At 44.8% G+C, this 15,692-nt stretch carries 9 protein-coding genes; 1 reads left to right on the top strand and 8 read right to left on the bottom strand.

Translation table 11 applies throughout. From position 1 onward, the window contains the following. Positions 1-70 precede the first annotated feature (70 nt). Genes DWW23_RS03865 through DWW23_RS03875 form a run of 3 tightly spaced genes read right to left on the bottom strand, consistent with a single transcriptional unit; the run spans position 71 to position 4,454 of the window. Positions 71-742: a DUF2461 domain-containing protein gene (locus DWW23_RS03865; protein ID WP_122351963.1), complete on the bottom strand. Its 672-nt coding sequence runs from the start codon at positions 740-742 to the stop codon at positions 71-73. 40 nt (positions 743-782) lie between these two features. Next, the gene (locus DWW23_RS03870) at positions 783-2,192 is read right to left on the bottom strand and encodes a sialate O-acetylesterase (protein ID WP_122351964.1); all 1,410 of its coding nucleotides are present in this window, start codon (positions 2,190-2,192) and stop codon (positions 783-785) included. 51 nt (positions 2,193-2,243) lie between these two features. After that, positions 2,244-4,454, bottom strand: a complete 2,211-nt coding sequence (locus DWW23_RS03875) for a patatin-like phospholipase family protein (protein ID WP_122351965.1) — start codon at positions 4,452-4,454, stop codon at positions 2,244-2,246. 159 nt (positions 4,455-4,613) lie between these two features. On the opposite strand from DWW23_RS03875, the gene DWW23_RS03880 reads away from it, so the two are divergent. After that, on the top strand, positions 4,614-8,636 hold the full coding sequence (locus tag DWW23_RS03880) for a glycoside hydrolase family 2 TIM barrel-domain containing protein (protein ID WP_122351966.1): 4,023 nt from the start codon (positions 4,614-4,616) through the stop codon (positions 8,634-8,636). A gap of 567 nt (positions 8,637-9,203) precedes the next feature. Here DWW23_RS03880 and DWW23_RS03885 read toward each other — a convergent pair. From DWW23_RS03885 to DWW23_RS03905, 5 genes are read right to left on the bottom strand one after another with little or no spacing between them, the layout of a single operon-like run. Next, positions 9,204-10,403, bottom strand: a complete 1,200-nt coding sequence (locus tag DWW23_RS03885; RefSeq protein WP_122352015.1) for a 6-bladed beta-propeller — start codon at positions 10,401-10,403, stop codon at positions 9,204-9,206. 25 nt (positions 10,404-10,428) lie between these two features. Further along, positions 10,429-11,646 carry a TlpA family protein disulfide reductase gene (locus DWW23_RS03890; RefSeq protein ID WP_370449238.1) on the bottom strand — a complete coding sequence of 406 codons (1,218 nt, stop codon included), beginning with the start codon at positions 11,644-11,646 and terminating at the stop codon, positions 10,429-10,431. Between the two features lie 34 nt (positions 11,647-11,680). Then, a complete protein-coding gene (locus DWW23_RS03895; RefSeq protein WP_122351967.1) occupies positions 11,681-12,856 on the bottom strand; it encodes a 6-bladed beta-propeller in 1,176 nt (391 codons plus the stop codon). A 54-nt stretch (positions 12,857-12,910) separates the two neighbouring features. Continuing rightward, positions 12,911-14,425, bottom strand: coding sequence for a tetratricopeptide repeat protein (locus tag DWW23_RS03900; RefSeq protein WP_122351968.1), 1,515 nt, complete (start codon positions 14,423-14,425; stop codon positions 12,911-12,913). A 44-nt stretch (positions 14,426-14,469) separates the two neighbouring features. Continuing rightward, complete coding sequence (locus tag DWW23_RS03905; protein WP_122351969.1) at positions 14,470-15,669, bottom strand: 6-bladed beta-propeller; 1,200 nt, start codon at positions 15,667-15,669, stop codon at positions 14,470-14,472. Between the last annotated feature and the right edge of the window lie 23 nt (positions 15,670-15,692).

Here is a 15,692-nt window from a genome sequence, read left to right on the forward strand (position 1 = left end):
CAAAAGATAAAGTCTCCGCATCCCGCTCCAGACTACATCTTTTGATACCCTCCGATATAGGATAATGATATTATGCTCTTCCTAAAAACTCATCCACCGTATAATTCAGGAAATTGTTGAAAGGGAGAAGTTCCTGGAAAATCTTGATCGTCTGCTCCATCCAGTCATCCTGCATAAAGAATTCATCCGGCTTATTAGCAGCAAAGCAAAAATCCTTATGCCGCAGAATTTCATCATATTTAAAATCAGCAGGATAACCTGCCGGCATACGCTTCAATACTTCACCTTCCATCACCGGATATGCTTCCTTAAATGAAGGCTTTTCGATAATACTTACAAATTCGTCGATATGATCATATATATCCTGGCGAAGCATTTTCAACAGTTTGGGAGGAGGGCACCAGACACCACCCGACAACATGCAGTTACCCGGTTCGAGATGAATATAATATCCTCCCCGCTCACTGGCACGTCCGCCTTGCGCCATATAAGCTGCAAAATGGACTTTATAAGGAGTTTTGTCCGGCGAGAAGCGCAAATCCCGGTAAATACGGAACTGGCAATCCTTTGCTTCCAGTCCTGCTACCTGCGGGTCGAACAAAGCGATTCGGTTGATTACCTGCTGGACCTCGTCGAGAAAGGCTTTATGCAACACATCGTAGCGGTCTTTATTAGCCTGAAACCACTCACGGTTGTTGTTCACACTTAATTCCTTCAGGAATTGTATAATTTCTGCATTCATAAATAGCTGTTTATTTTATCAGCAAAGATAAGGAATTATATTATTCATTATCCCAGTTTCTGTCCGTCCGGAAAGGTGCAACCGGCAATCCCTCTTTATTGAACAGGTTGCCGACAGTAGCATCATCAAAACAATATTGCACCATAACCGGATTTTTCACTTTAGGAGAAGAAACGACAACCGTACTCTCTTTGATCTGCGCTTTTGCCGGCTCGAAGACGCCGTCTTCACCAGCTATCCGGAAGCCAACGATTTGTTTCTCCTTACACATTAACCCGTTATCGGCATGAAGGAAAGAAATAACGGCTTTATTTTTATTGACTGTCATCCCTTCGAACACCGGAGATTCAAAACCGGACTCAAGCCGCCCGTATGTTTTCCCTAAGGCCAGATTAGCCAGACGAAGTCCGACACTCTGTTTGTCTGTCGGATGAATATTCTTCAGATCAGCTACACAGTCGGAGATAGCCACCATTCCGCAACCCGGAACCGTACGTGCTACCCATTCCTGATGTTCACGAACCAAAGCAGCACCGTTATCTCCGGCATTATAGGTAAAAGGAGCGATCTGTACCAGATAGAAAGGAAAGTCTTTCTTAAAACTTTTCCGCCAGCTCTCGATCATTGTTTTCATCAGGATTCCATAAGAATCTGGATGGTCGCGGTTGGACTCACCCTGATACCAGATAGCACCGGCCAGGGCATAAGGAGTAACCGGATTGATCATCTGATTATATAACACACCCGGTTCGACCGGCCACCACGGGTAGGTCTTATCCGGCATCGCATCACGTAAGCGGGGATTATCCATTACCAGTTCTTCCGGCGTCCATACTTCGGCCGGAGTTCCTCCCCATGCCGAAACGATCAAACCGATGGGGACATTCAGGTCTTTTTGCAGATCGCGCCCGAAAAAGTATGCCACAGCACTGGTATTCTTCATCACATCGGGTGTACAGGTGGCCCACGACGCTTCGCAATTATTCTGCGGAGTGACGGCTCCACGCTTGGGGATATGGAAGAAACGGATATTCGGATAATTGGCAGCAGCTATCTCTTCGTCGCGATTATCTATGTTAGCCATCGGAGTCCACTCCATATTGGATTGTCCGCTGCAAAGCCAGACTTCCCCTAACATTACATCTTTCAATTCACAACTGCCATTTCCCAAAACAGACAGGGTATAAGGTCCTCCGGCTGCTGCCGTCTTCAATGTCGTATCCCAACTGCCGTCCGAACGGACTGTTGCCGTCGCTGTATCCTTCGGAGCCCAGCTACCGACCACTTTCACTGTCGCACTGGCATCTCCCCATCCCCATACGGGTACTTCACTCTTTTGTTGTAATACCATATGGTCGGCAAAAACAGACGGCAGACTGATTTGAGCCTGCATACCGGCCATCAATAAGGAAAGGCCGACAGCCATTCCCATCATTCGTGTAAGTTTCATGTATTTCTCTGTATTTGATTGATTAACGGATTAACAAATGTACAACAAAAATCAGAAAGTGAACCCCAGATTCAGATAAAACTGAAGGCTTGTATTCTGATTCGACATGCTGAAATTCGCGCTTAGCGGACCAGCTATACTATTATAAGCATATCCCAGGCTTCCACCCCATACACTTTTCCCTTTCAGCAGATGGAAGAAATCATTGTGATGAAGCGCATAGTTACCGATCAGGGAAATATAGTTATTCCCCGCAATCCGCTGCCGGAAATGCAAGCGGGTTACAACAACCGAATTATCGAATATCTCCATCCGGTTGATCCCGGCAAAAGGCAACTGCTGAGGAACATAACGCCCCTCTGCCTCACCGCCGACCGCATTCAGAAAAGGATACGCCAGATTTCCCCCGATCAGCACACGTCCGTACAGAGAAGGGAGAACGCTGAAATGAGCAGTAACAGGAATGACGGAAGTAAAATTCAACCCGATAGCCGAGAAAGGAGCATGTCCGTTATAATTGACAAAGTTATCCGTATATACAGAATAATCGGCTTTCAGGGAAACACCTTTCGTCGGAAAATACCGCCGGTCGAGTGTCTCCAGATGAGCCATCGCAAAATAACTGATAAATCCCTCCGGCTTTACTTCAAATTGGTTGTTATCCCCCGTATACAGGAAAGAATTATAATCGTAATATTCATAACGTAACCCTAGTTTGAATTTGAAATTCAACCAGTTCATATCCGAATAGCCGAATTCGGCAAAATGATGGGTGTAACTGGTATTAAACGTTTTATGCCCTTTCCTGTAAATATCCAGGTCCTGATAAGTGAACTGGTAAGCCAGGTTTAGATTACGTAACGGATTCCTTTCGATGGCATAATCCAGACGGGCATACGAGGTCTTTCCCCCGACACGCCCGGTAAATCCCAACTTGGAATGATTACGTGCCCGGTAATCGAAAGTCGCATTCACCAACACACCGATGATCTCTTCCGAATCGAAACGCAGGCCGAGATTCACGGAACTAACCGATTTCTTTTGCGCCGTCAGTACCAGATCCTGCTGTTGCTCTCCCGTCAACATATAATTCACATTGGAGTAAGCATTGGAACCGATCAGCACAGACATCGCATGGTGAAGTTCCTTCAACGTGATCCGGCTGTTCTCACGCAAGCCACTGATCTTCATCAGCCACTTCTCATCTCTCGGATCCGTGCCGGTAAAAGAAATAGTACGGATATAAAAGCTATCGGTAGGCAACGCCGGATAGGACTTCCGGAAATGCCCGTGTTCTTCCGGACGGAAATCTTCTGCTATCCCGATCTTCTCTTTCAATGCAATGATCTCGTCCCAATGGGCATAAGCCTCCTGTTCTCCACGCCTTATCAGGGTATCCAACGCAACCGTAGTGAAACTGGCAGCATTATAAGATGTCATATTCGGACGGAGTAGCAGGTCTGTCTGCTCCTTGTTCTTCGCATATTTTTCATATCCATGCAGGGCGATGATTTGCCCTACCACATCACCGGGCGTATTCAGGGCTTCCAGCTTCTTCAAATCGCTGGTTCCCAGATCCACACCGATAATGATATCGGCTCCCATCTGCCGGGCGACATCAACCGGAAAGTTGTCATTGAGTCCGCCGTCTATCAAGACCATACTATCCAGGCGGACAGGAGCGAACACAGCCGGTATCGCCATACTGGCACGCATTGCCAACGGCAGGCTACCTTTACGGAACACATAATCCTTCCCGTCGACAGCATCCACCGCGACACAGGCAAAAGGAATATTGAACTTCTGGAAATCGACGGAATCATGATAACCGATTGTCAGATTGGAAAACAGATTCATCAGGTTTTGCCCTTTGATCATTCCCTGGATGACACGGTCTTTCTTTTCTTTTCCGAAAGGCAGGGATAGAATATACCGTTCGGAATTTTCTTTTTCCGGAAAAGTCAGGCTATTCCGTTTGATACGGTCGCTGAGCAGCATTGTCCAATCCTGCTCCAACACCATTGTATCTATTTCAGCCGGAGTATATCCGATAGAATATAATCCTCCGACAATAGCTCCCATACTGGTACCCGCCACGTAATCGATCGGAATACCAGCTTCCTCCAACACTTTCAACACGCCTATATGAGCTACTCCTTTTGCTCCTCCGCCACCAAGCACAACCCCGACTTTCTTCCGTTGGGCCGCTAAAGATGGCAAAACAGCCAGCACCATCAGCAAAAAGCATAGTAACTTTTTCATCTCCACTCTATTTATGACAAATGTAATCGGTTTATATCAAAGATGCAAACAAATCACTTCAAAGCCGATAAGTACATAAAAATAGTAAATAAGCCATTATCCTCTCCGATAAATGTACTACTTTTGAACCAGTATTCTCACTATAGAAAAACACTCAATATGCAAAAAAGTACATTATGCCTGTTACTATGCTGCTTTACCCTACAAAGTCATGCGATAGTAGAGCCATTGAAAGGCTACCAGTATGCCACAGAACAAGCGCCAAAAGGGAATGAATGGGAATCGCCCGAAAACATTGCGCTGAACAAAGAACAACCCCATGCCTATTTCTTCTCTTTCCAGGATCAGGAAAGCGCCCGGAAAGTACTACCGGAAAACAGTACTTACTGGCAATCGTTGAACGGAGACTGGAAATTCAACTGGGTACCGACTCCCGAAGAACGTCCGAAAGATTTCTACCAGACGAACTTCGACGTATCGGGTTGGGATAATATCCCCGTACCGTCGAGCTGGAATATCGTCGGTCTTCAGAAAGACGGAACACAGAAATACGGGACACCTATCTATGTGAACCAACCCGTTATCTTCCAGCATAAAGTGGCAGTCGACGACTGGCGCGGCGGTGTGATGCGTACGCCGCCCGAAAACTGGACGACTTTCAAACACCGTAACGAAGTAGGTTCCTATCGCCGCGAGTTCACTATTCCCAAAGACTGGGAAGGAAAAGAAGTCTTTATCAACTTCGACGGAGTGGATTCTTTCTTCTATCTCTGGATAAACGGCCACTATGTAGGTTTCTCCAAAAACTCACGCAATACGGCCAGCTTCAATATCACTCCCCACCTGGTAAAAGGGACGAATATAGTGGCAGCCGAGGTCTATCGCAGTTCGGACGGTTCGTTCCTGGAAGCACAGGATATGTTCCGCCTGCCGGGTATTTACCGCAATGTTTCGTTGACTGCCGTTCCTCAACTGCATGTCCGCGACCTGGTCGCTACTCCCGACCTGAATGCGACTTACACAGACGGTTCGCTGACCATCTGCGCCGATATCCGCAATCTGGGGAAAAAGGCGGCCAAAGATTATTCACTGACCTACTCGCTATATGCCAACAAACTATATTCCGATGAGAATACAAAAGTAGAAAATGTAACGGCATCCGTTCCCGTCCCTGTACTGGCAGCCGGACAGGAAATCAGGACCGAAGCTGTTTTGAATATACAAAACCCGAATAAATGGTCTGCAGAACAGCCATACCGCTATACATTGGTCGGAGAACTGAAAGACAAAAAAGGCCGTACGATAGAAACCTTCTCCACGATTGTCGGCTTCCGCAAAGTAGAGATCAAAGACACGCCTGCTTCGGAAGATGAATTCGGGTTGGCAGGACGTTACTACTATGTAAACGGCAAAACGGTTAAACTGAAAGGTGTCAACCGTCACGAAAGTAATCCGGCAGTAGGCCACGCCATCACCCGTAAAATGATGGAAGATGAAGTCATGCTGATGAAACGTGCCAATATCAACCATGTCCGCAACTCCCACTATCCGGATGATCCGTACTGGTATTATCTGTGTAATAAATACGGGCTCTACCTGGAAGATGAAGCAAACATCGAATCGCACGAATATTATTATGGTGCCGCTTCTCTGTCTCATCCGAAAGAATGGAGGGATGCACATGTAGCCCGTGTATTGGAAATGGTACATGCCAATATCAACAACCCGTCTATTGTGATCTGGTCATTAGGAAATGAAGCCGGTCCGGGACCGAATTTTGTAGAAGCTTACAACGCACTGAAGAAAGTAGACCTGTCCCGTCCCGTCCAGTATGAACGAAATAATGATATCGTAGACATGGGCTCCAATCAGTACCCTTCCATCTCATGGGTACGCGGTGCCGTGAAAGGCGATTATGATATCAAATATCCGTTCCACATCTCTGAATACGCCCACTCGATGGGAAATGCCTGCGGTAACCTGATCGACTATTGGGATGCCATGGAATCGACCAATTTCTTCTGCGGCGGCGCTATCTGGGACTGGGTAGACCAGTCTCTCTATAACTACACTCCGGATGGCAAACGTTATCTGGCTTACGGAGGTGACTTCGGTGATACGCCGAACGACGGGCAGTTCGTAATGAACGGTATCGTATTCGGTGACCTGGAGCCGAAACCGCAATATTATGAAGTAAAGAAAGTATACCAGCATATCGGTGTATCGGAAGTCAATACGGAAAAAGGTCTTTTTGAGATATTCAACAAATACTATTTCAACGACTTATCCGGCTACGATGTCAAATGGTCGCTTTATGAAAACGGCAAAGAAGTGGAAAACGGTTCACTGAATCCGGGCAAAGTGGCACCACGTACCCGCGTACAGGTTTCCGTTCCCTATACATACAGTAAATTGAAGGCCGACAACGAATATTTCGTCAAAATCCAATTTCTGTTGAACGACAATACACCATGGGCTCCAAAAGGCTACGTAATGGCGGAAGAACAACTTCCGGTAAAAGCAGCAACAGGTAAACCCGCGATCAGCGAAGTGGCGAATGCCTCTGCCGGAGAACCGGTTATCGAGATACAGGCCGACCATCGCCTCACAATCAAAGGAGATAACTTCGTCGCCAAATTCGACAATGAAACAGGAACGATCTACAGCCTGAACTATGGAGGCGAAACCATTATCACCGACGGTAACGGTCCGAAACTGGATGCTTTCCGTGCCTTCACCAACAACGACAATTGGTTCTACGGAAGCTGGTTTGAAGCCGGACTGCACAATCTGAAACATAAAGCGACTTCCTTCAAAATGATCAAGAGGAAAGACGGTGCTGTCGCATTGTTCTATACCGTTGAATCGCAAGCTCCTAATGCAGCCAAGATATTAGGCGGGACATCGAGCGGTAAAAACAAAGTAGAAGAACTGACCGACAAAGTATTCGGTGAAGACGACTTCAAATTCACTACCGACCAGGTATGGACGATCTACCGCGACGGCTCCATCGAATTGCAGGCAAGCATTACTTCCAACAACCCGAGTCTGGTTCTGCCGCGTCTGGGGTATGTGATGAGAGTTCCTCAACGTTACGAAAACTATACCTATTACGGACGAGGTCCCGTTGAAAACTACGCCGACCGCAAAGCCGGACAGTTCATCGAAACATACCGTTCGACTGTAGCCGATCAGTTCGTAAACTTCCCGAAACCCCAGGATATGGGTAATCACGAAGATGTACGCTGGTGTGCACTGACCGACAAGGCAGGTCAGGGAGCCATCTTTGTAGCAACCGACCGTCTCTCTACTTCGGCATTACAATACACAGCACTCGACCTGACATTGGCAGGACATCCGTATCAATTACCAAAAGCCGGTGATACGTATCTGCATCTCGACCTGGCCGTTACAGGTCTGGGAGGCAACAGTTGCGGTCAGGGCGGCCCGCTGATCCATGACCGTGTGTTTGCCGGACAGAACAATATCGGTTTCATCATCCGTCCGGCTTCACCGGATTTGTCGGCTGCGGCACAGGTATCGGCTGCCGGCGACATTCCTTTCTCCATTACCCGCAGCCGTACAGGGTTGGTTGAATTGTCGTCTATCGACAAAGAGGCTGTTTTCTGCTACACAATCAATAAGGACAAGAAAGCAAAAGAATATACCGAAGCAATTCCTATGCGGGAAGGCGGAACGATCACAGCCTGGCTGAAGAATAACCCGGAGATCAAGTCGGTGAAGACTTTCAACAAACTGGAAAGTATTCAGACGGAAGTGATTTATGCCAGCAGTGAAGAAGTGGGTGAAGGGGATGCCAAGCATTTGGTAGACGGCGATCCGAACACGATCTGGCACAGTATGTATTCTGTTACCGTTGCCAAATATCCGCACTGGGTAGATCTGGACGCCGGTGAAGAGAAGGCTTTTAAAGGCTTTATCTATATGCCGCGCAAAGACAGCAACAATGGCAATATCAAAGAATATTCCATTCAGGTAAGCCAGGACGGCAAGAACTGGGGGGAACCTGTTAGCAAAGGCATATTCGCCAATAACCGGGATGAAAAGAAAGTCCTCTTTGACAAACCGGTAAAAGGACGTTATATCCGTTTCACAGCATTAAGCTCACAAAACGGACAAGATTTTGCCACAGGGGCAGAACTTACGATCCTGAGTGAATAGAAATAAGTTTATCTGCATAGCTTCTTAATCGGGAAGCTATGCAGATAAACTCATCTCTATCTAAAAATCATATCTGAGACGCATTGTTTTTACAAAAACAACTATCATACTATCATTTCCGTCTCCAATACGCCATATATCAACATGTTACCTTATGATAGTTGCCGTTTTTAACTATCATTCAACTATCATAGAACTATCATTTGGAGCTTTTTCTGTCAAAAGCCCCTTCTATATTCCTTAAAAATAACACCGGAGATGATTATCATGTCTTCATATATTTCTCCCTCTTGTAGTTTTACTTGAAAACTACAGTCCTTTTTCATAGAAACACTTACTTTTTATTGCCAGGATGCCCGTCTTCCCTCTTTTTACACCCCCATCTAAACGATGCTCACACCCGGGTGTCGAAGGGATCAAGACCCGGGTCTCAAACAACACACATTACTATATTACTGAAATAAAGCTATTTATCTGTTCAAAAAAAGACTATAGTCTATGTAACTTTGGAAATAGGAAATGAGAGTTGTATGAGGGTTGAATAAATCTCCTGACTCATTCTATACATTACTTCTTTAAAGTTACAATCATCAATACCGGATTATCATCCTCCTTCAGATTTTTCAATTGTTCATATTCAAGAATAGAAGGATCTTCTTCCGCCAATTCCAGTACTTCGGATGCTTCCAGATAATAAAGCAATACATCATCTGCAATGCGCGTTTCCGGATAAAAAGGTAAACTGCCTTGCATATCATTCTTGATCCGGTTGTTTTTCACCTTATAGCAAGTTCTTTTCTTCTTATCATACAGAGCCAGACGAGGCGACTCATCTTTGTTAGTAACATCCCAGGAGGTATAGGGGAGAAACACCCATTGGGAAGTTTCGTGGAAATCCGGCCGCAGATAGGCTTGTGCAGGCTCAGAATAGGCTTGCCAGTTTCCCTCCAAAATCTCAAAACGTCTTTCTTTCGGTATCTTATACTTTCCCAAATCGAGAATGTAGCGAGGCTGAAGTTGCTCCGAAGTAACCGTAAAGACCGTATCATTATAATATTCTTTACAACAGGCTTCTTCCTTAAAAGAATAAACATAACGGTCATAGCGTCCCCACAAATAATAATTCAACCCATTGGCAATCGTAAACTGATCGTATTGAGGGTAAGTTTTCAATGTCTCTCCCTGCCGGTTAACCAGAACAAGCCGGTCTTTCTTCTGACCTGTATTATTATAGAAGTAGCCGACATACGTACTATCTCCCAACAAGGTAAACTGCCAGCAGAAAGGCATTTTAGACTCCCCTGCATAGTTGCCGTCTACTGTATAGGTAAGAATCCTTCCATTATCCATTATATAAATCTGTTTCAGTCTGTCGTTAGCCGCTATAAATCGGATTATGCTATATTCACCTGGTCCTTGCCCCCGTTTGACTACCGAGCGGACAAACTTACCGTCATCTGTAAATTGCAATAGCCCTTCGCTGCACGGAATGAACAGATTATGATCCACCATCTGTATCATTCCTTGAGATACTTTGGCCACCAAACATTCGGGTTTCGTTTCCAACGGAACAATCTTTACCTTTTCGGCAATTTCACTCAACAAGACTTCCTGCTCCGTCTCAATACCTTTCACAAAAGAAATCGTTACCGGATATCCCGGATCAAAGACTGTTTCCGAAAGGGCTTCTTCACCAGATTTCTTTCCTCCACAAGCCGCCAGGAGCAGACTGGCAGAAAATATAAAAGATATATAGATCTTATTCATAACCGTATCTGATTGATTATCCCGCTTATTTCGATAGTAATTCATTGATAATGCCAATAATCTCCTCGTCCGTTGTATCTGCACTATACCCCTGTATGACTTTTCTGATTATCCGCTGACCATCGAGGATGAAAAAGAAAGGGACTGCCCTTCCGGTTTGAAAAGCCCCGACGACATCATCGTTGGCAGCTAAAAAAGTATACCCTATTTTATGCCTGCCGACATAATTCTGAAGGGCATGTCCTTTCCGCACCCATGTTTCTATGGCAACCACTTCGACATCTTCCGTATTATAATCCTTTTTCAACTTATTCAGAAAAGGGATGGATGCCATGCACGGTCCACAACCGATTCCCGTCAACTGAATGACCAACACTTTGCTTTTGTCATAATCAGACAACGAGACTGTCTTCTCATTAGCGTCTTTCAATGCCCAATCCGGAGCTTTCTTACCAACGAGATCCGACTTTCGCGTCGTATCCCTCACTTCCCCATATCGCCTGATCTCATAACCTTCCGGGAAATAGCTGAACAGGTCGAAATCGGAAATCGAGATCTTGTTTAGTTCCGCATCCACACAGTCTGAAGAAGAAATGCTATGTGACATTTCCCGCCGATATTTATAAGGTAAGTCATCTGATTTACCGATCCATAGCTCATAGACAGAAGTAGGATCTCCAAAATCGAACGGAGGCTTGGGAATATAATAAGCCTTTCCGAAGAACTCGACCTGCCTGTCCTCATGGATAACCAGTTTCAAATAACGGTAATCGTCGAACTCTTTCAAATCGGTCGAGATACTATCGGTCGTCTCCAGGATATAGTTGACAATACTTTTGGTATAATTAAAAAACGGAGGTGATACGGGTCTGAAAGGTAATTTTTTACGTGTAAAATCATCAATCACAATCTCCTTGTCAGCAGGATAGGGTACAGCTCGCACCTCTCCATTATATCCTCCCTTAAAACAGGAAAGATCCGTACCATCCAGTATAACATAGCTGCTTCCGACAGTTGAATCCCGCAAATTCACATATTCTTTACGAAACTGACGCTTAGAATATATCGGGATCGTATCACCAGGTTCCCACGCTTTTACGTCTTCATAATAAGTAGCTGAATTTATTTTATCCAGTTTTTCCCACACCTTTTTCAGGTATTCCGCCGTACCCGTGTCCAGCTTTTTCTTTTGCCCCATGCAGGGAATACAAAAGATAAGAGCGAGCAGCAATATACTCGTCATCCGAATCTGTTTACCCATATTCATATTGTTCTTCTTATTTCAATTGAGCGACTACCAACACCTGATTATCATCCTCTACCAGATCAGGCAGGAGTTTTTCCAGAGAGCCTTTGGCATCAGCCGGTTTTACTTTCTCCAGAAGAATGGAGGCTGACAACACGGCAATCATCTTATTATTCCTGATAAAACGGGGAAAGATAGCACAACCGCCTTCCATATCCTCGGTAAAGCCATCCCATTGGGCTTTCGGGGAACGGACACGGCAAAGGGTTCCATTTTCTTTGTCATACCAGGCAAAACGACGTTCATTTTCCTGAGCATACTCGATTCCCATTCCATGATCCGTTTCCACGATATTGAAGAAATTGAACTTCTTCTCAGCAGCTTTATTGGGGAGGTTGGTTCCCGTATTCGCTTTCTTGTCAACAACGATGACGGCATCACTCTCGCCCGACAATTTCTCATATTGGGAAAGATCCAGTTTATAAACCGGGATTCTTTTCTTCCCTTCCAAACGAAAGATGGTCGTCTCCAAAGGATTCTTATAATAAGTACTTCCCTGATGGTCGTAGAGAATGCCATACGTGAAGATAATTCCCGGATAACGGATTCCCTCTTCCGGTCTGAAGTGGAAGCTATACAATTCCTTTCCTTTGGTATTATATACGAACAGTTCTTTTCCCCTTTTATCCTTCGAGTAGAGGTATTCATTGGTTACTCCGAACAGATTACCGGTTTTATCCCTATAAGTAGTCATCGAGCCGCGTTGTGTCTCAATATCATACAAATATTTACCGTCAAAAGAATAAACCAGTACCTTTCCTTTTCTGAAATCGGACATAAAGATCTGCTTCGCATCTTCATCGTAAGTGACAGCCATGATGGACTGGGTATATTCCCCCGGACCTTCCCCCGCCTTTCCTATCTTACGGACAAATTTACCTTCCGGCGTAAACTGGAACAGATTAACATAATCGCAGACAAACAGATAATCAGCAGTAAAGGTCACATCCAGAATATCTTTATCCAGCAATGACTCCGTAGTCGTTTCCAACGGGATGTATCTCACACCGGAGGCTACATCACTCAAGTTTAGCTCTTTCTGCTTATTTACACCATCCGCAAAAGCGATATTCTTTTGTGCCATAAGCGGCATATAGAATGCCAATACGAGCAACCATACTCCTGTGATTCTGATACTTTTTCCCATATCCGTACTGATTTAATGATTAATACCGTATGATCCCGGTTTTGCCATCCATTCCTATTTGACGGCTTTCCCTTCTATTTTAATTTCTTTCGCCGAATCTCTGGCAGCTATTTCCTTCTGATGTTTTTTCTCGTATTCTTTCATAGCTGCTTTCATTTGTTCACGACGTTTCTTCTCCAGGTCTGAAGGCTCCGGAAGCTGATTGATCAACCCCTGCAGGTCAGCCATAGACAGTTTGCTCTTCCTTCCGTCAGGAGCCAGCATGGTCAACTCCTTCATATCCCGGAAGAAAGCCTCCTTGTATAAGTCTTCCAGGAAATAACGGAAGCCGAACAGGTTTTCTTTCGGTTCATTTTTCTTCATCAACTCAGTCATATAGATATATTTGCTGAAAAGAGCTTTCTGCAATCGCTTCTCGTCGTCAAACATCTCCGAATCCCTTAGCCAATAATGTTTATTGATCTCATACAGCAGGTTCAACTGTGTCGGATCCTTTTTCCAGGCTTCATAATACACCTTTTCAGCTTCATTGAAACGGCCATCCCGCTCCAGAGCACTCCCCCTGAAAGTCGCCAGTAAATTGACAAAGAATTTCTTCGGCTTCATACATTCTTCCGCCCTATCAAACAATTCATAGGCTCGTTGCCGGTCATAAGTCTTACCCAATGTACCTCCGTACAGCAGAATCGTTTCCACATCCGTCGAATCGATCTCGTAAGCGAGTTCCAAAGGTTCCACCGCATCCAGTGCATGACCGGACATATAACGGGAAGCACCGGCATATTTCAGATTGATAAAAGAAGAATCTCCCTCTGCCAGCAGATTGCTGTAAATGGTATCTGCCTTCAGATAGTTTTTTGTCATATATAAGGCCATTCCCTGGCTCTGCCGTATCTGCCGGTTATCCGGGTTATAAAACAAAGCGGTATCACAGACTTGCAATGCCCCTTTTCCATCTCCTTGCCAAAGCAAGGCATTGATCAGCGAAGAAGCGACACGGATATTCTCCGGATTGATTTCCATGGCACGGGCATATAATTCCAAAGCGATCAACATGTTCATACCGCCTTTTTTCATATGACAGTCGGCCAGACCCGCCAGGATCGTGGGATTATCACTCTCATACGAAGTAAGCGTACGATAGTAGTCCATCGCTTTATCATAATCCCCAAGTTGATAGTGAAGGCGTGCCAACTGATTGTTTGCATAAAAGTTGAGGCTGTCTGCTTCCAGCACCTTTCCGTAACAACGTTCCGCTTCTGCAATCTTACCATAATTAATAGCAGCACGGGCAAGTGCATTCAACGCATCCACATTTGTTGTATCCATCGACAGACAATGTTGAAAACACCGGTATGCTTCCTTATACCGGAACATGCCCTCATACGCCTGTCCGATAGCCGACATGGTCGCATAACTCGCAGAATCTGCCGCCGTCAGGCTATCTACACGGGTAAGTACTTCCGGAAATTGTTTTCTGTTCACCAACTCTTGCAAGGAAAGTTCCTGAGCCTGACTGACAAAATGTAAAACACTGAAAAGAAGTAAAAGGGTATATTTACAGACCATAAGTTTTCGTATTTTGAGATTAGTAAACATTTTATGAATCGAAACTATCTTAAATGAACAACCATCAGAACGGGGTTATCATCTTCCTTCAATCCTTTCAATTGAGGATGCTCCAGAATAGAGGGATCTTTCTCCGCCTTCTCCCAGATCTCGGAAACCGACCATACACTTACCAGCAAGTTATCTCCCACCGAGGTATAAGGTATAAACGGAAGTCCTCCTTCCATATCATTCCGAACAGTACCGTCTGCCACCTTAAAACAGGTTTTGTTTTTCTTATCATACATGACCATTTCTTCCAAGTTTTCCTTTTCTCCCGCCCAATGCGTATAAGGCATAAGAAGATAAGAATCAGTCTCAAACACATTTACACGAAGATAAGGAGCGGCATTACGTTCAAACTTTTTACGATCGCCATTCGATGTTTCCCACCTGGTTTCAACAGGGATAGCATATTTACCCAACTGAATAATATAGCGGGGGTGTAATTCTTTTTCGGTAACAGTATATAAGGTATCATTATAAAAATCCTTATAGTACAAATCTGTATCGTAGTGAGACAAATAACGGTCGTTAGCTCCACGCATCGAAAAGCTCATTTTTCCATCCGTCGTGAACAGGTCGTAACGGGGAAAACCTTTCAACTTTTCACCTTTTTGATTAGACAGGATAACACATTCTTTTTCCTGACCGGAAGAATTATACACAAAAGAAGCTATAGTACTATCATTCAGAACCGCGGCTTGAATCGGGTCCAGAAGAAAAGGTATACTCCTTTGGAACTCACCGGCTGTAGAGTAAACCAGTATTTTGGCACTGGTTACCAGATAGATCAATCCCAGATCATAATCTGTATCCAGGAAACGGACATAATTATATTCTCCAGGGCCTTGACCCGAACGACCTATCCTACGGATATATTTTCCATTACCATCAAAAAGCCAGACACTTTTACTACATGGAACTACATAATTTCCATCTACATATTGAATAGCACCCCAGATGTTAGACAACAGACATTCAGACTTTGTTTCAAGCGGAATGTATTCTACCCTATCAGCGATCTGACTCAAAGTAACCTCACGTTCATTCGCGACTCCAGATTCAAAAGGAACAGTCACCGGATATTCGGAAACAACAGGCTCCTCCGTCGACTGAACTGTTTGTTCGCCGGTTTTCTTTCCGCTACAGGCTGCCAACAACAAGCAAGTGAAAAATAAAGAACAAACATTCCATTTATTCATAATCGAATTGTTTTAAAATCATT

Source organism: Parabacteroides sp. AF14-59 (assembly GCF_003479515.1).
Taxonomy (GTDB): domain Bacteria; phylum Bacteroidota; class Bacteroidia; order Bacteroidales; family Tannerellaceae; genus Parabacteroides; species Parabacteroides faecis.